The sequence below is a fragment of the Nonomuraea sp. NPDC050643 genome, assembly GCF_040654715.1.
Classification (GTDB): domain Bacteria; phylum Actinomycetota; class Actinomycetes; order Streptosporangiales; family Streptosporangiaceae; genus Nonomuraea.
In genome coordinates this window covers 124304-145243 of the sequence record NZ_JBFAIM010000010.1, presented here as the reverse complement: position 1 = coordinate 145243, position 20940 = coordinate 124304, and the positions used below count along the sequence as shown (strand labels likewise).

Sequence of the window (20940 nt, the reverse complement as noted above, 5' to 3'; positions counted from 1 at the left end):
GGGCCCGCCGGGCGGCCAAGGTCAGGGTCATGACGAACGCCTCCTCCCCGCCCGCCGGCACCGCGCACCGCTCTCCGGCGGCCCGGGTGCTGTCCTCGCTCGCGCACCGCTGGCCCACCGCGCTCGGCCTGCTGGCCATGGTCCTGTCGGCGATGGACATGACGATGGACCGGGGGACGAACGGGGCGGACGGCCGCGATCAGGCCCTCGTCGTGTTCCTCGCCGCCCTGATCTACCTCGCCACCGCCATGACGGGCCGGCCGGGCGTGGTCTGGATTTTGTTCGGCCTGTCCGTGGTGGCGGTGACGGTGCTCCGGGTGTTCGACCAGGATCCCTGGCCCGCGATGGTCGCCGGCGCCGTCACGACGCTGGCCATCGGCCTGGTGAGCGACCTGCCCCGCCGGCCGCGGCTCGACGCCCTGCAGATCCCCGCCATGGTGGTCTTCGGCGCGGCCGCCCTGGTCGCCCTGTCCCTGTCGCCGCTGCTGGGCAGCCTGCTGGTGGCCGCCGCGCTGATCGGCCACGCCACGCTCGACGTGATCGTCTGGCGGGCCCGCAAGGTCGTGGCGCGCTCGCTCGCCGAGTTCTGCGCCGTCCTCGATCTCACCCTGGGCGTGGCCATCGTCGTCTTCGCCCTGACCTGATCCCGACTTGAAAGTTTCACTCTCAGAAATCTGGGCTGTTATGTCCTGACCGGCCACGACGCCGATCCCGCCGCGCGGGGTCGGCGGCCGTGTGTTGACGGACGGAAAGCGCTTTCCTACATTCGCACTCGTTCACTACCGTGCCTGTCGTTCACATACGTGGACGCCAGTCAAGGTCGTCACGAGGAGTCGACTGTGCGCAGGACGATCCGAGCCCGGACGGCGGTGGCCGTACCGGCCCCCGGCGGCACGATGGCCCGTCGGCACGGCACCGGCGCCCGCACGCTCTCCGACGTGACGGCCACCCCTCCGGGCGACACGCCCACCAAGATCGGCGGTGGCTCGGACGTCACCCGCCGACAACCCCCCGCAGTAGGAGCGATCATGCGCACAGCACGACGTACCCTCTCCCTCGCCACCGGCCTGGCCGCGGCATTCGCCGGGCTGACCGTGGCCGTACCCCCCGCTTCGGCCGACACCCCACTGGTCGGCTGGGCCACCCAGGGCGGCGGCACCACCGGTGGCGGCACGGCGGCGACCACGAACGTGTCGTCGTCCTCCGCCCTCTCGAGCGCCCTGTCGTCGGGCTCGGCCGCGGTGATCAGGGTCTCCGGCACGATCTCGTGCTCCGGCATGCTCCGGGTGGCCTCCAACAAGACCGTCATCGGCAACTCCGGCGCGACGATCTCCGGCTGTGGCTTCAACGTCTCGCAGGCGTCCAACGTCATCATCCGCAACCTCACCTTCCGCAACTGGGGCGACGACGGCATCAACGTCCAGTACTCGACCCGGGTGTGGATCGACCACAACTCCTTCAGCAACGGCTACGACGGCGCCCTGGACATCAAGCGCGCCAGCGACTACGTGACGGTCTCGTGGAACAGGTTCTCCAGCCACGACAAGACCATGCTGCTGGGGCACAGCGACGACAACGCCTCGGAGGACCGGAACCGGCTGCGGGTGACCTATCACCACAACTGGTTCGACGGCACCAACCAGCGCCACCCGCGCGTGCGCTTCGGCAACCCGGTGCACGTCTACAACAACTTCTACCGCAGCGTCGGCAGCTACGGCGTGGCCTCCACGCTGGAGGCCGGCGTGCTGGTCGAGGGCAACTACTTCGAGAACACCGAAGACCCCTTCCACCGCGGCGAGGGCAGCTCACCGCCCGCCAACCTGGTGGCCCGCAACAACCACTTCGTCAACTCCGGCAGCGGTGACCAGGGCGGCAGCGTCCGGTCGATCCCCTACTCGTACACGCTCGACAGCGCCTCCAGCGTCAAGTCCATCGTGAGCTCGGGCGCCGGAGCGGGCCGCATCTCCATCTGACAGTCCGTCCCAGGGCCGTGAGCGCGGCCGGCCTCCCGCGCTCACAAGCCCCTCTTTTCGAACGCTATTTCCCCTTGATCAAAGTCTGCCAGGATTCCTGCACATTCATGATCACGCGAGAGGGATCCCGTGAAGTTCTTAACCATGGCCGGACGTCGTATCGGAGGGCTGGTGGCGGTCGTCGCCCTGGCGTCCGGCACCCTCGTCTCGGGCGCGCAGGCCGCCCCGCATCCGGTCTCCTTCGGTACGGCCTCCGCCCTGCCGAAGACCCACACCGGCGAATGCCCCACGACGGTGACCCTGGCCACCACGGTGCGGGTCAAGGCACCGGCGACGCTGAAGTACGCCTGGACCTTCAGCGACGGGGACACCGGCCGCGCCAGGACCTACAAGGTCGGCGGCAAGGGGCTGAAGACCGTCCGGCTGTCCACCTCGGTCAAGGTCGACGGTGACGCCCGCGGCTGGGGCGCGGTCCGCCTCGCGAGCCCGGTGCGCAAGACCTCCGGCAGGGCCTCGTTCGCCGTCACCTGCACCGGCGCCGACGAGGTGGGCGCGGGCGACGTGTGGGACAGCGTGGTCACCACCGTGGAGACGCCCGGCGAGCCGGGCGACCAGGCCACCCCGCCTCCCCCCGCGCAGAGCGGTGACACGCCGGGGCAGCACCGCGAGCGCGGGGCCACCATCGCCTTCGAGCGGACCACCGCGGTGAAGTGCCCCGTGACCTTCAAGGTCCACGGCTATTTCGAGGACCTGCCGGAGGGCGCGCAGACCGTCCGCTACCGCCGGGTCGGCACCGAGGAGTGGAAGACCGTCAACGTGCCGGCCGGCCATGGGGGTGCGTACTCCACCGTGCTGGAGACGCTCGCGTGGGACTGGGAGACGGCCGAGAACTCGGTGCGGATCGAGTTCGACCAGCCGGGCGGCCGCCGGTCCAACGTCCTGTACTACTTCGCGTGCCGGCCGCCCAGTGGCGAGGCGATCGTGGGCGAGGCCGCCGGGGACATCGCGCGGACCGGCACCGGCGGGCCGATCGCCGAGTTGGTCGCGGACGCCATGCTGGAGTCGGTGCGGCGCGTCACCGGCGCGGAGACCGCCCTCGTCAGCATCTACGGGATGCGTCAGGGGCTGAAGAAGGGGCCGATCCCCTTCATCGACCTGTGGCACATCCAGCCCGCCGGGTTCGCCGTGGACGTACGGTCGATGACCGGCGCGCAGCTCAAGAAGATCCTGGTGCCCTCGAGCCCGTCGGCCGGGGTGCTCACCCCCTCGGCCTCGCTCCGCTACACGCTGACCGGCGGGGCGGTGACCGAGCTGACGCTGAACGGCAAGCCGGTGTCCGACACCCAGGTCGTCAAGATCGCGGCCAACTACCACCTGATGGGCGGCTGGCAGGGCTTCCCGCAGTGGACCGGGAGCACCCGCGTGGCCACCAGCGGGCCGGACGACAAGGCGGCGCTGGCGGCGTACATCGCCGATCACTCGCCGGTGCGCGTGCCGAAGGGTGACCGCGTCACGGTTCGATAGCTCGCCGCGGCGGTCGCCGGATCCGTCCGGGGACCGCCGTCACGCCTCGACCCGCAGCTCGATCGGGGTGAACGCGGAAGCCTGCGCCTGACGCGGAACCGGCCGGCTCAGCACCGGCTCGCTCAGGACGGGCTCGCTCACAACCGGCTCGCTCAGGACCGGCTCGCTCAGAATCGGTGCCGCTTCCGGGATTCGCTGGGGTGGGACGGGGCGCTGCACGGCGTGCCGGCGCTGGTTGGGGCAGGCGGGCCCGGCGCTTCTGCGCAGCCGGACGTGATCAGTGCGGGCGGGGTGGGTGCGGGCGGGGTGCCGGGCGCTCACGGCCGCCGGTCCGTCCCGGTCGGTGGCGGGTTCGGCCTGGGGCGGGGCGGAGGGCTGCGGGGACGTCGGGGCGGAGGGCAGCAGGACGTCCTCCAACTGCTGCATGAGCATCAGGCCGATCAACACCAGGAGCGGAATGGCCAGGGCGGCGAGCATGAGGTCGAACCTCCAATAGCGGGGTGCCACTACGAACCCCGGGGGTTGCTTTCCGCTGCCGCCCCTGCCCAGAGCCGTGACCGATATACATAGAAATGAGAGCGTCGGCGGCTTTCCTGATCGAGCGGAGGATCAGGTCGCCGACCCGCCCAGCCCGATGAGGCCGTTCTCGTAGGCGAAGACGACGGCCTGGACGCGGTCGCGCAGGTCGAGCTTGGCCAGGATGTGACTCACGTGGGTGCGGACCGTTCCCTCCGACAGGTACATCCGGGCCGCGATCTCCGCGTTGGACAGGCCGGCGGCGACCTCGGTCAGCACCTCACGCTCACGCCGGCTGAGCAGCGCCGCCCGCCGGTCGGGACGCGCGTCGGGCCTGCGCCGCGACGCGCTGGGCAGGAAATGGGACAGCAGGCGCTTGGTCGTGGACGGGGCGATGATGGCCTCGCCGCTGTGCACGACGCGGATCGCCTCGGCGAAGTACTTCGGCCCCGAGTCCTTCAGCAGGAAGCCGCTCGCGCCCGCCTTGAGCGCGCCGAAGACGTACTCGTCCAGGTCGAAGGTGGTCAGGATGAGCACCCGGGTCCCGTCGCCGCGCGCGCTGATGCGCCTGGTCGCCTCGATGCCGTCCATGCCGGGCATGCGGACGTCCATCACCACGACGTCCACGGCGATCCGGTCCAGCAGGTCGAGCGCCTCCCTGCCGTCCGCGGCCTCTCCGACGACCTTGATGCCGGGTTCGCGGCGGAGCACCAGCCGTACGCCGGTGCGGACCAGCTCCTGGTCGTCGGCCAGGAGCACACGGATCGTGTCGGTCACCGATCACCACCGCGGTGTGGCATCGACCCGGATGTGCGACCCATCGTCGACGTAGCGGAGTAACACCTCGGCTTCGGCATCCTTTCCAGCGTGCTCGGACGTGTCCCTAGACGCGTAACCGTATTCTCATCGACGGCCGCTCGGCCAGATCCTTGATCGCATCGATTCCGTGCCGTCGCCTCTCACGCGGGGATGCCCGGCGTGAGGTTCCCGGTGAACACGAGAACGGGCGTGACGCCGTCAGCGCGTCACGCCCGTCAGAGGTCTCCGGTCAGCCGAACTTTCTCACCATCTTGTAGTAGGTCCAGGCGATCTTCTTGCACCGCCCCCCGAAGTAGCCGCCGTACGCGGGGCAGGTCTTGTCGCGGAGCGTGGTGTAGAAGACCGCGTCGACCGATCCCTTCTTGCTCTTGGGGAGATACTTGTTCTGGATCAGCGACCGGCCGTAGTCGTGCATGTCGCAGGCGGGGATGAAGTTGAAGCCGGCCGGCCTGTCGATGCTCGAGGTGCAGTGGTCGTGGGTGATGCCGACGACGCCGAACCCGGTGGGCGTCTTGCGCCAGCCCACCCTGCGCCACTTGCCCTTGTACTTGACGGTGCTGTTCCTGGCCCAGCAGTAGTCGCGGCCCCACATGTACTGGGAGGCGTAGCGGCAGCGGGCCGCCGCGGCGACGACGAGTCGTGCCTTGTCCTGCCGGGTCAGGGTGCCGTCGGCGGCGTATCCGAAGGTCCAGGTGCCGCGTTCGGAGGAGGCGAGCCGGGCCAGGCGGCCGGCCTGGTCGTAGCCGTAGCTCTCCACGCGCTGCTCGGTGCCGTCGCCGGGCGTGCTGGTGACCTCGGCGAGCCGGCCGTCCGTCGCGTAGGTGTAGGTGGCGGCGGTGAAGGGCGCGGTGCCGGCGTCGGCGCTGTAGGCGATGGACTTGAGCCGTCCCTCGTAGTCGCCCGGGACGCCGGCCGTGGCGGTGGTGCCGCCGGCGTAGGTGAGCGTGATCGAGGCGCAGCCGGGACCGGGGTCGGGGCCGCAGGCCGCGGGGACGGCGCCCTCGGCCGTCTCCCCCGGGGTCACGACACGGCCGACGCGGCCCTGTTGGTCGTACACCACGGCGGAGGAGCCCGCCTCGGCGGTCGCGACGGCGGTGACCAGCCAGTGCCCGGCCACGCGCGACCAGGTGAGCGTCAGGCCGGCGACCGGGCGTTCGGTGATCGTGCCGGCGGCGTCGACGGTGAGCGTGGCGCTCTCGCCGGCGGTGTAGACGCCGTCCGCGCCCCTCGTGTAGCGGACGGTGTCGCCATCCTGGTCGGTGACCTCGATGAAGCCGTCGGCGCCGTGGTCGTCGAGCCGGCTCGCGGCGATGCCGCCGAGGGCCTCCGGGCGCCAGCCGGCCCCCAGCACGCCCTGGTCCGGACGGTCGATCGCCGGGGACGCGGCCAGGTGGGTCCGGGTGAGCATCGTGCCCGCCGCGTCCACGTCGGCGGCGGCGAACGAGGGCGCCTTGGTGACGGGGTCGATCGTGGCCGGGCCGGTGACCTCCACCTGCGCGGTGATGGTCGCGGTGCCGACGGCGCCGGTCAGGGGGTACACGCCGGGAAGTGTGCCGCCCAGGAGCGTGGCTCGGCCGACGGGCTCCTCGCCGGGGGCCGGGCGGGTGAGCGTGGCCGTGCCGCCCTCGATGACGGGCGAGGCGACCTGGACGGACGTGACGCCCGAGGGCAGGCCGGCCGCGGTGAGGGTGAGCTGGTCGCCGGGCTCGGCCTGGGCCTGGTCCAGGATCAGCGCCGCGTTCGACGGGGTCAGGTAGTAGCCGCGGACGGAGACCTGGACGTGCACGGCGGCGCTGCCGTGGTTGGTGATGGTGACGAAGCCGTCGGTGTCGGGGATCGCCAGGTCGAGGCCGTTGGTGGTGTCGCCGTCCTTGCCGTAGTTGACGCTGGAGACACCCGGGTCCACGCCGCCCGCCGGATGGACCGACAGCCAGCCGTTCTGGGTGGGGCGGCGCGCTCCGACGTTCATCGCGACGGCCTGGACGTGGCCGGCCAGGACTCCTGCGGCGCCGGCGGCGTCGAAGGTCAGGGACTGCCCGGCGGCCAGGGGCTCGACGGCGCCCTCTGGCTCGAGGATGCCGGTGCCGTCGAGCGTCTGCACGATGGTCCTGGTCGCCACCGGCTTGTACTGCGCGCCGCCGCTCTCACCGGTGGCCTTGAAGTAGCCGCGCACGGTGACCGACACGTCGACCGTGGTGTCGTTGTGGTTGGCGATCGTCAGCTTGCCGGTCGAGGTGAGCTGCGCGATCTCCAGGTTGCCGTTGTGCTCGCCGGGCACGTACGCGACCGTGGACACCATCGGGTCGGGCCGGTCGGAGGCGCGGACCGAGAGCCAGCCGGTCGTCTTCTGGTTCGCGGCGACCAGGTTCAGCGCCACGGCGGTCGCGCCGGTGGCCGGCATTCCCGAGACGCCCGCGACCTGGAAGGTCAGCGACCCCTTGGCGGGGATGGGCGCCTTGGTCTCGGTGCCGAGGCCGTGGCCGGGGCGGGTGTCGTACAGGTAGGCGGTGGGCAGCGGGTGGTACTCGGTGCCGCCCGCCACGGTGGCCGCCTCGCGGAAGTAACCCCGTACGTCCACCAGCACGTGCACCGGCGCGTCGCTGTTGTTGGTGATCGTGATCTTGCCGGTGGAGGTGATCCGCGTGTGGTCCGCCCCGGCGGTGTTCTCCTTGGCCGAGAACGTCACGGTGGCGTTGGTGGTCGGCGCGTCCGACGGGTACACCGTCAGCCAGCCGAACCTCTCCGGCGCCACGGCCTCGATCTTCAACGCCACCGCCGACACCTCGGTGGCCGGGATGGCGGCCCGCCCGGTCACCTGGAACGTCACCGAGCCGCGCGCGGGTAACTTGCCGGGTGCGGCGGCGCCGTTGCCCGACCTGGTGTCCAGTAAGGGTGCCGGCGTCACGGGAACGAACTGGCTTTCACCGATCAGGCCGGCCTGTGCGGCCGCTGCTTCGGCGGGGAGCGCGCTGATCGCGGTGAGCAGCGCGATCAGCGAGGTGACCAGGGCGAGTACGCGTACGCGCACGCTTGTTCTTCGTTCGTGGGCATGGGACACCAGGGCTCTCCTCGTGAGGGGGTTGGCGTCATCGGCCGATCACCGCTCGGCTGATGGCGGCCGTGGCTGAATGAACCGCCTCACTGTAAAACCGGCTGTAAGGCCCGGGGATCTCGCTGAAGGACGAATCCCGGGTACGCGGGAACGCGTATACGGCACGCGACGCCCGGCGCGCGCATCTGCCTGGCGGCGTAGTCGGTCAGGGGGCGGGCGCGCCCGGCCCGGGGCCCTTGGGGTCGTCGAGGTCGCGGTGGCCGAAGATCTCGATCAGCGCCTGGACGGGCATGCCGGCCTCGGTGTGGTGGCGGAACTGCCGGTCCGGGTTGAGCCGGTAGTGGTTGCGCCGCCCCACCCGGGTGCGGCTCAGGTAGCCGGCCGCTTCGAGGTCGCCGACGATGCCCTGCGCCGCGCGCTCGGTGATGCCGATCGTCGCGGCGATGTCGCGCAGGCGCGTCTGCGGATCGGCGGCGATGGCCAGCAGCACCCGGGCGTGATTGGTCAGGAACGTCCAGCCGGAGTGCCGGTCAGCGGGCTCGTCCATGCGCCACGTCCTCCTTGCCGGGACCGGGAGGCCGTCCGGCTCCTGTCCTCATAGCGGAAGATTTTATACAGAAAAACTATTCCGGTATTCTTCTTACGAAGTTAGCCTAAGAGCGCTGGCTCACGCATGCCGGGAGGTGGGATGTCACGCACGTCGCGTCACACTGCGGCTCGTCATATACGCACTTCACGGCCATCCGACTCCACACATCCCGGGCACCCGCGACGGGTCGACGTCCTGCCCGCCGATGACCGCCAGGGCCCGCCCGAACACCTGCTATACGTGGACGACATCCTCCGCGTCACCTGCACCCCGATGCCCGGCCCCTCGGTGATCCGCCTGGCCGGCGAGGTCGACAGCAGCAACAGCGCCGAGCTGGCGAACACGCTGGCCCAGGCGTGGCGCATCGACGACGAGCTGATCATGGACCTCGGCCGGGTCACGTTCGCCGACGTCGCCGGCATCCGCACGCTGCTCGCCTTCACCGCGGGCGGCCCGGTGCACGTCCGCGACATCCCGCCCCAGATTCGGCGGCTGATGGGCCTGATGGGCCTGTCCTCGCTCGGCTGATCCCCGCCCCCGCCGCGTTAGGCCAGCGAGTCGATCCAGCGCTCGAGGCGGGCACCCTCCATCGCCATGAGGCCGGGGTCGCGGAAGGTGTTGGTCAGCAGGGAGATGCCCTGGTACGCAGCGATCAGGGCGACCGCCAGCTCGCGGGCGTCCGCGCGCCCCATGGCCCGGAACTGCCCCTCGGCCCAGTCGAGCAGCCGGCCCATGACCGTGGCGATGGCGCGGTCGAGGCCGTCGTCGCGCTTGTCGAGCTCGGAGGCGAGGGTGCCGGTGGGGCAGCCGTAGCGGGCGGTCAGGTCGCGCTGGTCGATCCAGCCGCCGAGCAGGGCCTTGAGCCGCTCCTGCGGTGTGGGCAGCTCCTCCAAGGCGCCGATCATCGACTCGAGCCGCCGGCCGTGCGTGTCGATGGCGGCCTCGATGAGCTGGTCCTTGGTCTTGAAGTAGTAGTAGACGTTGCCCACGGGAACGTCGGCCGCGCGCGCGATGTCGGCGAGCGTGGTCTTCTCGACGCCCTGTTCGTGCAGCACCCGCGCGGCGGCGCCCGCCAGTCGTTCCCGCTTTCCCACCCGTGTTGAGTCAGTCACCTGACTGACTATAGACAAGCGCTCCGGCGGGCCGCTATGGTTCCGCAGTAAGTCAGTCAACTAACTCAATGCAAAGGACGAATCGATGACGATCGTTGTCACGGGCGGCGGCGGCAATGTCGGCGGCGAACTGGTGCGGCTGCTCGCCGCAGCGGGCGAGAAGGTGGTCGCGGTCTCCCGGGGGCCGGCGAGGCTGCCCGACGGGGTCCGGCACAGCCCGGCCGATCTGGGCGAGCCCGCGAGCCTGAAGGCCGCGTTCGACGGGGCCGACGCGCTGTTCCTGCTCGTCGCCGGTCAGGAGCCGCGCGCCGTCCTGGAGGCGGCCGAGGCGGGCGGGATCCGCCGGGTCGTCCTGCTCTCCTCCCAGGGCGCGGGCACCCGCCCCGGCCTGTACGCCCACCCCGTCGCCTTCGAGGAGGCCGTGCGCGCCTCGGGGCTGGAGTGGACGATCCTGCGGCCGGGCGGCTTCCACTCCAACGCCCTGGCCTGGGCCGGGACCGTCCGCGCCGACCGTACGGCCGCCGCGCCGTTCGCCGACGTGGCGCTGCCCGGCATCGACCCGGCCGACATCGCCGAGGTCGCGGCCGCGACGCTCCGGGAGGACGGCCACGCGGGGCGCACCTACGAGCTCACCGGCCCCGAGCCGGCCAGCCCGCGTCAGCGGGCCGCGGCGATCGGGGCCGCCCTGGGGGCGGAGGTGCGCTTCACCGAGCAGACCCGCGAGGAGGCGCGCGCCGACATGCTCCGGTTCATGCCGGAGCCGGCCGTCGAGGGCGCCCTGGCCATCCTCGGCACACCGAGCGCCGCCGAACTCCGGGTCAGCCCCGACGTGGAACGCGTCCTGGGCCGCGCGCCCCGGACGTTCGCCGACTGGGCCGCCCGCAACGTCGCGATGTTCAGGTGAGCACGATGCCCGCCCAGATGCCCGCCCAGATGCCCGCCCAGATGCCCGTTCAGCGCGTGCTCGACTCGACCATGGCCTACCGGGAGCTGGGCGACGGCGCGCCGATCGTCTTCCTCCACGGCAATCCGACCTCGTCCCACCTGTGGCGCGACGTCATGCCCGCCGTCGGGCGGGGCCGCCGCCTGGCGCCCGATCTGATCGGCATGGGCGAGTCGGGCAAACCCGCCATCGACTACACCTTCGACGACCACGCCCGCTACCTGGACGCCTGGTTCGACGCCCTCGGGCTCGACGACGTGGTGCTGGTCGGCCACGACTGGGGCGGCGCGCTGGCCTTCGACTGGGCCGCCCGCCACCCCGGCCGGGTCCGCGGCATCGCCTTCACCGAGGCCATCGTCAAGCCGATGACCTGGGAGGAGTTCCCGGAGGGCGGCCGCCCCCTGTTCCGGGCGATCAGGACCGAGGGGGTGGGCGAGTCGATGATCCTCGACGACAACGCCTTCCTGCTGCAGGGCCTGCCCGCCACCGTCGCCACACCGCTCGGCGAGGAGGACCTGGCGGTCTACCTGAGGCCGTACCCGACCAGGGAGAGCCGCCTGCCGCTGCTGCGCTGGCCGCGCATGATGCCGCTGGGCGGTGAGCCCGCCGACGTCGTCGCCAGGATCGAGCGCTTCGGCCGGTGGCTGGCCGCCAGCGTGGAGGTGCCGAAGCTGCTGATCGACTTCCGGCCGGGGCCGGGTGCGATGTGGACGCCGGAGACGGTCGCCTGGTGCGCCGCCAACGTGGCCTCGCTCGAGATCTCGCGGCACGAGGAGATCGCCGGGCACCACACTCCGGAGGACCAGCCCCTGGCCATCGCCGCCGCCATCGAGAAATGGCTCACATAGGCACCCCGCGCGCCGGGGGCGGCCCGGGGCGGCCCGGGGCGGCCCGGTCAGAAGGCGTACGGGCCGAAGCGGCCCCAGGCCACCACGGCGGCCAGCACGAGGAGCACCGCGTTGACGCCGATCATCGGGAACTCCTTGCGCCGCGCGTGGGTGACGGCGGCGCCCACCATGATCAGGGCCAGGCCGGTCGCGGCCAGCGGGGTCAGCACCGGCGCGATGCCCGTCAGCGCCGGCAGGATCAGGCCGAGGGCGCCCAGGATCTCCAGGGCGCCGATGCCCTTGACCGCGCCGGCGGAGAAGTCATCGGTCCAGCCCATGCCGGACGCGGCCAGCTTCTCCTTCGGCCGGGTGAGCTTCATCGCCCCCGCGCCCAGGAAGAGGAGTGCCAGCAGGGCGGCGAAGACCCACAGAACGACGTTCATCGGTTCATCCGTTCTTCGGAGGGGGGTGAGTTGAAGCTTCAAGCGCAATCTAGGCCGCAACGACTTGAAGCGTCAAATGATCCAGGTGGCGTGATCACTTGATGCCTCAAGTTAGGCTGGGTACGTGGAGACGTCGCGGGAGCCACGCTGGCTGACCGAGGAGGAGCAGCAGACCTGGCTCGCGCTGGCCAGCGTGCTGATCCGGCTGCCGGCCGCCCTCGACAGGCAACTGCAGCGCGACGCGGGCCTGAGCCACTTCGAATACCAGGTGATCGCCGGCCTGTCGATGAGCCCCGGCCGCACGATGCGGATGAGCGACCTGGCGGCCTTCTCCGAAGGGTCGCTGTCGCGGCTGTCACACGTGGTGAGCCGGCTGGAGAAGCGCGGCTGGGTGCGCCGCGCGCCCGACCCCGCCGACGGCCGCTACATGCTGGCCGGCCTCACCGAGGAAGGCTGGGCGAAGGTCGTCGCGACCGCGCCCGGTCACGTCGAGGCGGTCCGCGACCTGGTCTTCGAGCCGCTCACCAAGGCCCAGATCCGGCAGCTTCGCGACATCGGCCGCCGCATCACCCACGCGATCGACCCCGAGGACGACTGCCTGGGCCCGTAGATCCGGTTCCCCGCCGATCCGCCCCCGCGTACGTCCATCCGCGCGCCCATGAACGACGAATGGGAGGCGATGGCGAGCGAAGGGGGCGGGCCCATGCGGGGGTGGCCGTTCGTCGGGCGGGAGGCGGAGCTCGATCGCATCCGCTCCTCCCTGTCAGCGGGAGAGGCGATCGGCGTGGTCGTCTCCGGGGAGGCGGGCGTCGGCAAGACCCGGTTGGCCCGCGAGGTCCTGGCCGAGTGCGCGGCCCGCGGCTCCGCGACCGGGTGGGTGGCCGCGACCAGGGCGCTGGCCCGCATCCCGTTCGGGGCGGTGGCCGCGCTGCTGCCCGCCGAGCGGCTCGCGCACGAGCCGGGCCTGTCCATCCTGGCGCTGGCCGAGAGCCGGGTACGGGAGTGGGGAGCGGGACGCCCGGTGGTGGTCGGCTTCGACGACGCGCACCTGCTCGACGACGGCTCGGCCGCCGTGCTCGGGCACCTGGCCGCCCGGGGGCTGGTCGTGCCCGTGATCACCGTACGCGGTGGGGAGCCGGTGCCCGACGCCGTCATCACGCTGTGGAAGGACGGCCCGGCCGGGTGGCTCGACCTCGACCCGCTGCCGCCCACCGCCGTGGACCGGCTCATCGAGCTGGAGCTGCGCGGCGGCGTCGAAGGGGCGACCCGGACCCGGCTGCACGGCCTGGCCGCGGGGAACCCGCTCGCCCTGCGCGAACTTCTGTCGGGGGCGCTCGCGGACGGCACACTGCGGCGGGCGTACGGAGTGTGGCACCTCGCCGGGGAGACCCGCCCGCGCGGCGGCATCCGGCGCCTGCTCCTTGACCGGCTGAGCGCGCTGGAGCCGTCCACCAGGCTCGTTCTCGAGCTGCTGGCCTGCGGTGAGCCGCTGCAGCCCGGCCTGCTGGAGCGGCTGGCCGGCGCGGCCTCGATCGAGGAAGCCGAGGGCTGCGGGCTGGCCGTGTCGGAGCGGTCGGGCGGGCGCGTACAGGTGCGGCTGGCCCATCCGCTCTACGGCGAGCTGCTGCGCGCGGGCCTGTCGGCCGCGCGGACCCGGCTGCTCGCCGGTCGCCTGGCCGGCGCGGCGCTGGCCACGCCGCTGCGGCGCCGCGACGACGCCCTGCGCGCCGGGATCTGGCAGCTCGAAGGCGGCGCCGTGACCCGGCCGGACGTCGTACGGCTGGGTGCGCGGGAGGCCGTCGAGCGGGCCGACCTCGCGCTCGCCGAGCGGCTGGCCCGCGCCGCCCGCGACGCCGGCCCCGGCGCCGAGGCCGACGCGCTCCTGGCCGAGATCCTCCAGTACCGCGGCCACAGCGAGAAGGCCGCCGCCGTCCTGTCGGACGTGCCGCCGCCGGGCCCGGAGCGGGTGCGCTGGGCCCTGGCCCGCTCGGACACGCTGTACTTCGGCTCCGGCGACGTCGAGTCCGCCGCGCGGGCGCTGGATCTGGCGGACGGCGACCTGGCGACGGGCAACCGGGCGTGGATCTTCATGTTCGACGGGCGCTGCGCCGAGGTGGTCGAGGCGGCCAGGAAGCTGCTGGCCTGGGAGTCGGCGGACCCCCAGGCCGTGCTGTGGGCCACCGCGTCGGCCACGGTGGCCGCCGGCTTCCTGGGCCTGCCCGCGCAGGCGGTCTACTTCCACGACCGGGGACAGGCGCTGCTGGCCGACCACGCGGGCGACTATCCCTGGTGCGTCGTGCAGCACAGCCTGGCCCGCTGCCTGTCCTGCCTGGCCACCGGGGATCTCGTCACGGCCTGGGAGGTCGCCGAGGGCGGCTACCGCGAGATCCTGGCGGGGCCCGCGCCGCTCATGTCGGCCGGCTCGGCCGGGTTCCGGGGGCTCGTCGAGTGCGCCCAGGGCCGGCCGGTCACCGCGGGCCTGTCGCTCCGGGAGGCCATCGCCGCGCTCCAGGACCGTGACACGGTCCGGCTGACCGGCGTCTTCATGGCCGGGCTCGGCCTGGCGAGCGCGCTGGGCGGCGACCCGGCCGCCGCCCGTGCCTGGACCGGCCGGGCCGCGGCGCGGGACAACGGGGCCAACCGCCTGTTCGCGCCCTGGGCCCTGCTCGCCGACGCCTGGGCGCGGGCCGCGGCGGGCGAGCTCTCCGAGGCAGCCGCGTCCGCCGCCCGCGCCGCCGCGCTGGCCCGCGCCATCGGGCTGCCCGCGGTGGAGTGCCGGGCCCACTACGACGTGGCGCGGCTGGCCGGCGTCGCGGACCTGGCCCGGCTGGAGGAGCTCGGGGCCCGGCTCGGCACCCCGTTCAGCAGGACGCTGGCGACCGGCGCGCGGGGGCTCGCGACCCTGGACGGCGACACGCTCAGCGAGGCGGCCACGGGCTTCACCCGGCTCGGCCACGACCTGCTGGCCGCCGAGGCCGCCACCACCGCGGCCCGCGCCTACCGGGAGGCCGGGCTGGGGAGCCGGGCGGTCATGGCGGCCGAGCGCGCGACCCGGCTGCGCGAACGCTGCGAAGGGGCGGTGACGCCGCTGCTGGACCACGACCACACCGCCGTGCTGACCCGCAGGGAGCGCGAGGTCGCCGTGCTGGCGGCCCGGCACAGCAGCAAGCACGTGGCCGAGCGGCTCGGGCTCACCGTGGCGACCGTGAACAACAACCTGGCCAGGGTGTACGCGAAACTGGGCATCTCCTGCCGGGCCGAGCTGGCCGCGCTGATCGACGACCGGTAGCGCGAAAATCCGTCGACGACCGGGCGGGCGGCTGTCAGCATGGGCGGTGATGTACCGAGCGTAGGAACACCTTGATCACAGCGGGGACCGCCGGTCCCCTTCTTCGGCAATGCCTCTCATCGTGATCGAGGAGTTCCCATGAACCTTTCCGAATACGCGCGCTACGACGCCATCGGCCTCCGTGACCTGATCCGGACGGGCGAGGTCACGGCCCTTGAGGTGGAGACCGCCGCCAGGCAGGCCCTGGCCGCGGCGAACGACGAGCTGAACGCGCTGGCGCTGCCGCCCTTCGCGACGGCGCTGCGCCACGACGTGGACGGGCCGCTCGCGGGCGTGCCGTTCCTGATCAAGGACCACGGCCCGGTGGCGGAGGGAGTGCCGTTCTCCCTCGGCAGCCGGGCGCTGCCGGGCATCGTCGCCCCGCACGACACCGACCTGATGGCCCGCTTCCGGGCCGCCGGGCTGGTCACCCTCGGCCTGACCGCCGTGCCGGAGCTGTGCCTCAGCTTCGCCACCGAATCGGTCAAGCACGGGCCGACCCGCAACCCGTGGAACCCCGGCCGGGGCGCCGGCGGGTCGAGCGGCGGCGCGGCCGCCCTGGTGGCGGCGGGGGCCGTGCCCGTCGCGCACGCCAGCGACGGCGCCGGCTCCATCCGCGTCCCGGCCTCCTGCTGCGGCCTGGTCGGCCTCAAGCCGAGCCGGGGCCGCGTCCCGTGCGGGCCCGACATGGGCGAGCCGATGCTCGGCATGGCCTACGAGTTCGCGCTGACGCGTACCGTCCGCGACGCCGCCCACCTCCTCGACGCCGTCCAGGGGCCCGGGGTCGGCGACAAGTACACCGCCCCTCCCCCGCGCCGCCGCTACGCCGACGAGCTCCGGGCCAAGCCCGGCCGGCTGAAGGTGGCGGTGACCACCACGGCCTGGTCGGGGTCGGCCGTGGATCCCGAGGTGGCGAAGTGGGCCGTCAGGACCGGCCGGCTGCTGGAGAAGGCGGGGCACGACATCGGCGCGGACACCCCGGTCATCGACTGGGAGGACGTCACGCGGGCGTGGGTGGCCGAGGGGGTCGCGGTCTCCTCGACGCTGCTGCTGGCCCCCCGGCAGCCCGACCCGGCGCTGATGGAGGCCGTCTCCCGGCGATTCCTGGAGACGGCGCGGAGCTACACCGGGCTGGACATGATGGCCGCCTTCGGCGCCCAGAACCGGGTGACCCGCTCGGTGGCCGCGTTCCTCACCGCGTACGACCTGCTCATCACCCCGACGCTGGCCCGCACCCCGGCGCCGCACGGCACCCTGCGGTACGACGACCCCGCCCACACGCCGGCGAGCTGGCTGCGGTCGTTGACCGACTACGGGCCGTTCACGGTGCCGTTCAACATCACCGGGCACCCGGCGATCAGTCTGCCGCTGGGGCAGAGCGACGACGGGCTGCCCATCGGCGTGCAGCTCGTCGCGGCCTACGGCCGTGAGGATCTGCTGTTCCAGGTGGCCGCCCACCTGGAACAGGCCATGCCCTGGAGGGGGCGCAGGCCGCGGATCCTCATCTGACCACGCGGTAGGTCAGGTGGGTGACCAGGCCGGTGCCCGACACGGCGAGCGGCTCGAGCGTCAGGCGTCCGACGCCGTCGAAGAGCCGCTCGCCCGCACCGAGCACCACCGGCGCGACGTGCACCCGCAGCTCGTCGATCAGGCCCGCCGCCAGGCACTGGTTCACGGTCGCCGCCCCGCCCGCGATCGCGATGTCACGGCCGCCGGCCGCCTCGCGCGCCCGGCTCATCGCCGCATCGAGCCCGTCGGTGACGAACGTGAACGTGGTGCCGCCGCGCTTGACCACCGGCTCGCGCTCGTGGTGGGTCAGGACGAAGACCGGCCCGTGGTACGGAGGCTCCTCGCCCCACCAGCCGGTCCAGTCCAGGTCCCAGGCGCCCCGGCCGGGGCTGAACATGTTGCGGCCCATGACGTACGCGCCGGCCGCCGTGATCGCCTCGATGACCTCCTTGTGGGCCTCGGGCTCCTCGAACATCCACTGGTGCAGGACGTCGCCGACGCCGTCGCCGAAGGGCTGGTCCAGCCGCTGGTTGAGGCCGGCGACGAAGCCGTCGAGGGACATCGCCATGTCGCAGGTGACCTTGCTCATTTCTCCTACCTTCTGTCGCTTTCACACGGAGGTCGGAGCCGCCCGCGCGTTCTCGACATGTCACGGCAGAAGAGTTCGCAGGGCGAGATCGGCGACCCGGCGTAGCTCGTCGCGGGTGCGCCCGCCGGCCGCCTGGACCGCGATGCCGTCCGTGATGGTGTGGACCAGCCCGGCCAGCGTGCCGGCGTCGTAGCCGTCGGGCAGGTCAGGGGCGTCCTCGAAACGCCGGCGCAGCGCGGTCTCGCCGGCCATGCGGCAGGCGAGGGCGGCGTCGCGGGCGGAGGCCGCGTCGGGGCCGCAGGCGTGCACGCTGTTCACCATCAGGCAGCCGACCGGGGCGTCCGTACGCGTGGTCAGCTCGATGGCGCCGTGGACGAGGCGTTCGACGACCTCGCGGACGGTGGGCGCGTCCAGCGCCTCGGCGGCGAAGGCCCCCGGGCCGCTGACGTAGCGCTCCAGTGCCTTGACGAACAGCTCCTCCTTGTTGCCGAAGGCCGCGTAGATGCTGGGCCGGTTGATGCCCATCGCCGCGGTCAGGTCAGACAGCGAGGCCCCTTCGTAGCCCTGCCGCCAGAACACCTCCAGGGCCCGGTCGAGCGCCGCGTCGGTGTCGAAGGCTCGCGGGCGGCCTCCTGGCATCCGTACCTCCCCAAGTTTTTTACCTATCGGTACGTTACCCCTTGCGCGCCGCGCCCGCACGACTTAGTTTCATACCGGTCGATACACAATTGGAGGACCAGGTGATCAAGGTAGGAATCGTGGGGGCGAGCGGGTGGGCGGACGTGGCCCATTTGCCCGCGCTGGCCGCCCTGGACGAGTACCGGGTGACGGCGGTCGCGACGACGAGACAGGAGAGCGCGGACCGCGTGGCCGCCCGCTACGGGGTGCCGCTCGCCTTCGCCGACGCGGGGGCCCTGACCGCCCATGACGACGTGGACCTCGTCGTGGTGTCGGTGCGGGCGGCCCTGCACACGAAGGTGATCAGGGCGGCGCTGGAGGCGGGCAAGCACGTGCTCAGCGAATGGCCGCTGACCGTGGACCCGGACGAGGCGGCCGAGCTGGCCGAGGCCGCCGCGACCGCCGGGGTGACGCACGCCGTGTGCCTGCAGGGATATCACTCACCGGGCGCCCGCTTCGTCGCCGACCTCGTGGCCGGCGGCCGGATCGGGCGGCTGGAGTCGGTCGTCATGGTGGCCTCGGGCGGGCCTCTCGGCGGCGCCGCCGTCGCGCCGCAACATTCGTGGACCACCGACCCGGCCGGGGGCACCACGCTCCTGACGATCATGGGCGGGCACTTCCTGGCCACGCTGGAGCGCATGACGGGCGAGCTGGCGGAGGTGTCGGCGCGGCTGCCGCACCTGTACGACTCGGTGCGGGTGGGGGGGACCGGCGAGACGGTCGACGGCGGCGTGCCGAACCAGGTCCTGCTCCACGGGACGCTGGCCGGGGGCGCCACCGCGTCCGTCACGATCCACGGCGCGGCCGGGGACCCTGACGGGTTCTACGTCAAGCTCGTCGGCTCGGAGGGCGCGCTGACCGTCACGCCCGGCCGGGGTGGCGACTACCTCCACTGGGCCGAGTGGGACATCCGGGCCGATGGGGAGCGGGTGGAGGTGCCGCGGGCGTACCGGACGGTCTCCCTTGATCCCGCCGACGGGCCCGCCGCGAACGTGGCGGCCGTCTACCGCGACCTGGCCACCGCCATCGGCGAGGGCCGCGCGCCGAACCCCGGCTTCCACGCCGCCGCCCGCTATCACCGGCTGCTGGCCACCATCGAACGCGCCGCGCGGAGCGGCGCCAGGGAGGAGATCGCATGAAGCTCCTGGTCATCGGCGCGGCCGTGACCGCCGCCTTCGAGGGGGCCGGGCACGAGATCACCGCCCTACGCCGCCCGGACGCCGCCCGGACCGGACCCGGCGCGGCGGCCCGGCGGCGACCGGCCGGGCACCGGGCCGCCGTCCGCGCGGGGTCCGGTTCGCGGTGGTGGACGGAGACCTGGGCGAGCCCGCCTCGCTGACCCCCGCGGCCAAGGGCTTCGACCTCGTCGCACACGTGGGCGCCCCGCTCGGCGAGCCGGCCGGCCTGGACGGCGTGGACGCCCTGGTGACGGCCGGTGTGTCGCTGCTCTGCACGACCGGGGCCGCCGTGCCCCTCCGGAGGGCCGCGCCTCAGACGACGTCGAGGTTGCCCATCATCATCATGTCCTCGTGTTCGAGGTTGTGGCAGTGGAAGACGTAGCGGCCCTTGAAGCCGGTGAAGCGCACCAGCAGCTCCACCTGCTCGTTGTCCGGGATGTCGATGGTGTCCTTCCAGCCCGCGTCGCTCGGCCGCAGCGAGCCCTCGCTGGCGCGGTTGAGCACCTGGAAGTGGCCCAGGTGGATGTGCAGCGGATGATGCCGATCGGTGATGATCTGCCAGAGCTCGGTGGTGCCGAGGCGGGATTCCACGTCGGCGCGGCCGGGGTCGAAGACGCGGCCGTTGATCGTCCACGACACGCGGCCGTCGTTCTCCCCCTGGGCGAACATGAGCTGGCGCTTGACCGCCACCGAGTCCGGCGAGAGGCGTTCGAACCGGACGAGGCGTGCGGGCACGGTACTCTCGTCCCGCGCCTTCCTGGTCACGCGGAAGCGCATGACCTGGGAGGTGCCCCCCTGACCGAGGGTGTTGGTCAGCGTCACCTCCGAGCCGATCGGGTAGGCGGAGAAGTCGATGACGACGTCGAAGCGCTCCGACTGCGCGATGGGGATCTCGGTGTGCGCGACGGGCGCGCCCAGCAGGCCGCCGTCGCTGCCCACCTGCACGAACCGCGTCGCCGCCGGCTTCAGCGCGAGGCGGTAGCGGCGGGCGTTGGAGGCGTTGAGTATGCGGAACCGGTAGCGGGTGTTGTCCACCTCCATGACCGGCCACGGCGCGCCGTTGACGAGGATGACGTCGCCCAGGACGCCCTCCATGAACTGCTCGCGCACGCCGGAGGCGCCGGTCAGGCTGGGATCGACCGACGGGTAGGCGAGCGAGCCGTCCTCGGCGAAGGCCCGGTCGCAGATCATGAGCGGGACGTCGTGGTCGCCCTTGGGCAGCGGCAGCGCGTCCGACTCGTCGTCGTGGACGAGGTGGAACCCGGCCAGCCCGCGCCAGACCTGCGGCCCGGTGAAGTCCATGCGGTGATCGTGGTACCAGAGTGTGGCGGCGGGCTGGTCGAGCGGGTAGACGTAGTCCTTCGCGCCCGCGCTGACCCGGCCCCCGGCCGTGTGGTTCTCGTGCCCCTGCCAGCCGCCCGACGGCAGGACCAGGTCGGTCGGGTAGCCGTCGCTCTCGGGAGGCGTCTTACCTCCGTGCAGGTGCACGGCGACCGGGACGGGTAACTCGTTGCGATGCGTCACCTGCGTACGGCGTCCGCTGCGCGACACGATCGTCGGCCCGGGGAACAGCCCGTTGTATCCCCAGACCTCCGTCTGCCGCCCCGGAATGATCTCCGCTCGCGCGATCTTCTGGACGATCTCGTAGTAGTCGGTGGTGCCGTCCGTGCGTGCGGGCTTGAGCACGGGCGGAATGGGCAGAGGGACGGTGAACGGCTTCGGCAGGGGGATCTTGCTGGACAGGATGCTTCCGGTGCTCCCCTGGATCTTTTGCGTGTCGCCGCCGCAGTTGACGGAGAACTGCAAGAGAGCGATCCCGGCCCCGGCGCGGAGCACGTCTCTTCGGCTCGGCTGCACAGA

At 72.6% G+C, this 20940-nt stretch carries 21 protein-coding genes; 12 read left to right on the top strand and 9 right to left on the bottom strand.

Going from position 1 to position 20940, the window contains the following annotated elements:
* Positions 1–29: 29 nt before the first annotated feature.
* From AB0I15_RS15480 to AB0I15_RS15470, 3 genes are all read left to right on the top strand, one after another.
* Positions 30–644: a hypothetical protein gene (locus tag AB0I15_RS15480; RefSeq protein ID WP_358095097.1), complete on the top strand. Its 615-nt coding sequence runs from the start codon at positions 30–32 to the stop codon at positions 642–644.
* 195 nt (positions 645–839) lie between these two features.
* Complete coding sequence (locus tag AB0I15_RS15475) at positions 840–1973, top strand: right-handed parallel beta-helix repeat-containing protein (protein ID WP_358095095.1); 1134 nt, start codon at positions 840–842, stop codon at positions 1971–1973.
* 144 nt (positions 1974–2117) lie between these two features.
* The gene (locus AB0I15_RS15470) at positions 2118–3497 is read left to right on the top strand and encodes a 5'-nucleotidase (protein ID WP_358095093.1); all 1380 of its coding nucleotides are present in this window, start codon (positions 2118–2120) and stop codon (positions 3495–3497) included.
* A 39-nt stretch (positions 3498–3536) separates the two neighbouring features.
* Here AB0I15_RS15470 and AB0I15_RS15465 read toward each other — a convergent pair whose 3' ends face one another.
* The 4 genes from AB0I15_RS15465 to AB0I15_RS15450 form a co-directional block, all read right to left on the bottom strand.
* A complete protein-coding gene (locus AB0I15_RS15465; RefSeq protein WP_358095091.1) occupies positions 3537–3974 on the bottom strand; it encodes a hypothetical protein in 438 nt (145 codons plus the stop codon).
* A gap of 132 nt (positions 3975–4106) precedes the next feature.
* Positions 4107–4790 (bottom strand): response regulator transcription factor, encoded by a 684-nt coding sequence (locus tag AB0I15_RS15460; RefSeq protein WP_358095090.1) that lies wholly within the window; start codon positions 4788–4790, stop codon positions 4107–4109.
* Positions 4791–5061: 271 nt separating this feature from the next.
* Entirely contained in the window at positions 5062–7890 is a 2829-nt protein-coding gene (locus tag AB0I15_RS15455; RefSeq protein WP_358095088.1) for a phospholipase A2, read from the bottom strand.
* Positions 7891–8089: 199 nt separating this feature from the next.
* The gene (locus AB0I15_RS15450) at positions 8090–8431 is read right to left on the bottom strand and encodes a winged helix-turn-helix domain-containing protein (protein WP_358095087.1); all 342 of its coding nucleotides are present in this window, start codon (positions 8429–8431) and stop codon (positions 8090–8092) included.
* Between the two features lie 282 nt (positions 8432–8713).
* Here AB0I15_RS15450 and AB0I15_RS15445 point away from each other — a divergent pair, with 282 nt between their 5' ends.
* On the top strand, positions 8714–9001 hold the full coding sequence (locus AB0I15_RS15445; protein ID WP_358095085.1) for an STAS domain-containing protein: 288 nt from the start codon (positions 8714–8716) through the stop codon (positions 8999–9001).
* 17 nt (positions 9002–9018) lie between these two features.
* On the opposite strand, the gene AB0I15_RS15440 is transcribed toward AB0I15_RS15445, so the two are convergent.
* Positions 9019–9585, bottom strand: a complete 567-nt coding sequence (locus AB0I15_RS15440; RefSeq protein ID WP_358095083.1) for a TetR/AcrR family transcriptional regulator — start codon at positions 9583–9585, stop codon at positions 9019–9021.
* 85 nt (positions 9586–9670) lie between these two features.
* Here AB0I15_RS15440 and AB0I15_RS15435 point away from each other — a divergent pair, with 85 nt between their 5' ends.
* Together AB0I15_RS15435 and AB0I15_RS15430 are read left to right on the top strand one after the other, a co-directional pair.
* Positions 9671–10489 (top strand): NAD(P)H-binding protein, encoded by an 819-nt coding sequence (locus AB0I15_RS15435; RefSeq protein WP_358095081.1) that lies wholly within the window; start codon positions 9671–9673, stop codon positions 10487–10489.
* Positions 10490–10494: 5 nt separating this feature from the next.
* Positions 10495–11376 carry a haloalkane dehalogenase gene (locus AB0I15_RS15430; RefSeq protein WP_358095311.1) on the top strand — a complete coding sequence of 294 codons (882 nt, stop codon included), beginning with the start codon at positions 10495–10497 and terminating at the stop codon, positions 11374–11376.
* 47 nt (positions 11377–11423) lie between these two features.
* On the opposite strand, the gene AB0I15_RS15425 is transcribed toward AB0I15_RS15430, so the two are convergent.
* On the bottom strand, positions 11424–11798 hold the full coding sequence (locus AB0I15_RS15425) for a DoxX family protein (protein WP_358095079.1): 375 nt from the start codon (positions 11796–11798) through the stop codon (positions 11424–11426).
* Positions 11799–11922: 124 nt separating this feature from the next.
* On the opposite strand from AB0I15_RS15425, the gene AB0I15_RS15420 reads away from it, so the two are divergent.
* The 3 genes from AB0I15_RS15420 to AB0I15_RS15410 all read left to right on the top strand — a co-directional run bounded on the left by AB0I15_RS15420 (position 11923) and on the right by AB0I15_RS15410 (position 16635).
* Complete coding sequence (locus AB0I15_RS15420; RefSeq protein ID WP_358095077.1) at positions 11923–12408, top strand: MarR family winged helix-turn-helix transcriptional regulator; 486 nt, start codon at positions 11923–11925, stop codon at positions 12406–12408.
* Between the two features lie 48 nt (positions 12409–12456).
* On the top strand, positions 12457–15087 hold the full coding sequence (locus tag AB0I15_RS15415) for an AAA family ATPase (protein WP_358095075.1): 2631 nt from the start codon (positions 12457–12459) through the stop codon (positions 15085–15087).
* Between the two features lie 138 nt (positions 15088–15225).
* Positions 15226–16635: an amidase gene (locus tag AB0I15_RS15410; RefSeq protein ID WP_358095073.1), complete on the top strand. Its 1410-nt coding sequence runs from the start codon at positions 15226–15228 to the stop codon at positions 16633–16635.
* Here AB0I15_RS15410 and AB0I15_RS15405 read toward each other — a convergent pair.
* Positions 16628–17224: a dihydrofolate reductase family protein gene (locus tag AB0I15_RS15405; protein WP_358095071.1), complete on the bottom strand. Its 597-nt coding sequence runs from the start codon at positions 17222–17224 to the stop codon at positions 16628–16630. The genes AB0I15_RS15410 and AB0I15_RS15405 overlap by 8 nt on opposite strands.
* Positions 17225–17284: 60 nt before the next feature.
* Complete coding sequence (locus tag AB0I15_RS15400; protein ID WP_358095069.1) at positions 17285–17863, bottom strand: TetR/AcrR family transcriptional regulator; 579 nt, start codon at positions 17861–17863, stop codon at positions 17285–17287.
* A 101-nt stretch (positions 17864–17964) separates the two neighbouring features.
* On the opposite strand from AB0I15_RS15400, the gene AB0I15_RS15395 reads away from it, so the two are divergent.
* Genes AB0I15_RS15395 through AB0I15_RS15385 form a run of 3 tightly spaced genes read left to right on the top strand, consistent with a single transcriptional unit; the run spans position 17965 to position 19462 of the window.
* On the top strand, positions 17965–19041 hold the full coding sequence (locus AB0I15_RS15395; protein ID WP_358095067.1) for a Gfo/Idh/MocA family oxidoreductase: 1077 nt from the start codon (positions 17965–17967) through the stop codon (positions 19039–19041).
* Positions 19038–19241, top strand: a complete 204-nt coding sequence (locus tag AB0I15_RS15390) for a hypothetical protein (protein ID WP_358095066.1) — start codon at positions 19038–19040, stop codon at positions 19239–19241. The genes AB0I15_RS15395 and AB0I15_RS15390 overlap by 4 nt, the downstream gene beginning before the upstream one ends.
* Positions 19208–19462 (top strand): hypothetical protein, encoded by a 255-nt coding sequence (locus AB0I15_RS15385; protein WP_358095064.1) that lies wholly within the window; start codon positions 19208–19210, stop codon positions 19460–19462. The genes AB0I15_RS15390 and AB0I15_RS15385 overlap by 34 nt, the downstream gene beginning before the upstream one ends.
* Here AB0I15_RS15385 and AB0I15_RS15380 read toward each other — a convergent pair.
* Entirely contained in the window at positions 19393–20886 is a 1494-nt protein-coding gene (locus tag AB0I15_RS15380; RefSeq protein ID WP_358095063.1) for a multicopper oxidase family protein, read from the bottom strand. The two genes, AB0I15_RS15385 and AB0I15_RS15380, sit on opposite strands and share 70 nt — an antisense overlap.
* Between the last annotated feature and the right edge of the window lie 54 nt (positions 20887–20940).

Excerpts from the sequence above, each read along its gene's own strand:
- AB0I15_RS15415 (WP_358095075.1), top strand. The coding sequence starts at position 12,457 with ATGAACGACGAATGGGAGGCGATGGCGAGCGAAGGGGGCGGGCCCATG.
- AB0I15_RS15400 (WP_358095069.1), bottom strand. The coding sequence starts at position 17,863 with ATGCCAGGAGGCCGCCCGCGAGCCTTCGACACCGACGCGGCGCTCGAC.
- AB0I15_RS15450 (WP_358095087.1), bottom strand. The coding sequence starts at position 8,431 with ATGGACGAGCCCGCTGACCGGCACTCCGGCTGGACGTTCCTGACCAAT.
- AB0I15_RS15390 (WP_358095066.1), top strand. The coding sequence starts at position 19,038 with ATGAAGCTCCTGGTCATCGGCGCGGCCGTGACCGCCGCCTTCGAGGGG.
- AB0I15_RS15435 (WP_358095081.1), top strand. The coding sequence starts at position 9,671 with ATGACGATCGTTGTCACGGGCGGCGGCGGCAATGTCGGCGGCGAACTG.
- AB0I15_RS15480 (WP_358095097.1), top strand. The coding sequence starts at position 30 with ATGACGAACGCCTCCTCCCCGCCCGCCGGCACCGCGCACCGCTCTCCG.
- AB0I15_RS15430 (WP_358095311.1), top strand. The coding sequence starts at position 10,495 with ATGCCCGCCCAGATGCCCGCCCAGATGCCCGCCCAGATGCCCGTTCAG.
- AB0I15_RS15465 (WP_358095091.1), bottom strand. The coding sequence starts at position 3,974 with ATGCTCGCCGCCCTGGCCATTCCGCTCCTGGTGTTGATCGGCCTGATG.
- AB0I15_RS15470 (WP_358095093.1), top strand. The coding sequence starts at position 2,118 with ATGGCCGGACGTCGTATCGGAGGGCTGGTGGCGGTCGTCGCCCTGGCG.
- AB0I15_RS15410 (WP_358095073.1), top strand. The coding sequence starts at position 15,226 with ATGAACCTTTCCGAATACGCGCGCTACGACGCCATCGGCCTCCGTGAC.
- AB0I15_RS15405 (WP_358095071.1), bottom strand. The coding sequence starts at position 17,224 with ATGAGCAAGGTCACCTGCGACATGGCGATGTCCCTCGACGGCTTCGTC.
- AB0I15_RS15425 (WP_358095079.1), bottom strand. The coding sequence starts at position 11,798 with ATGAACGTCGTTCTGTGGGTCTTCGCCGCCCTGCTGGCACTCCTCTTC.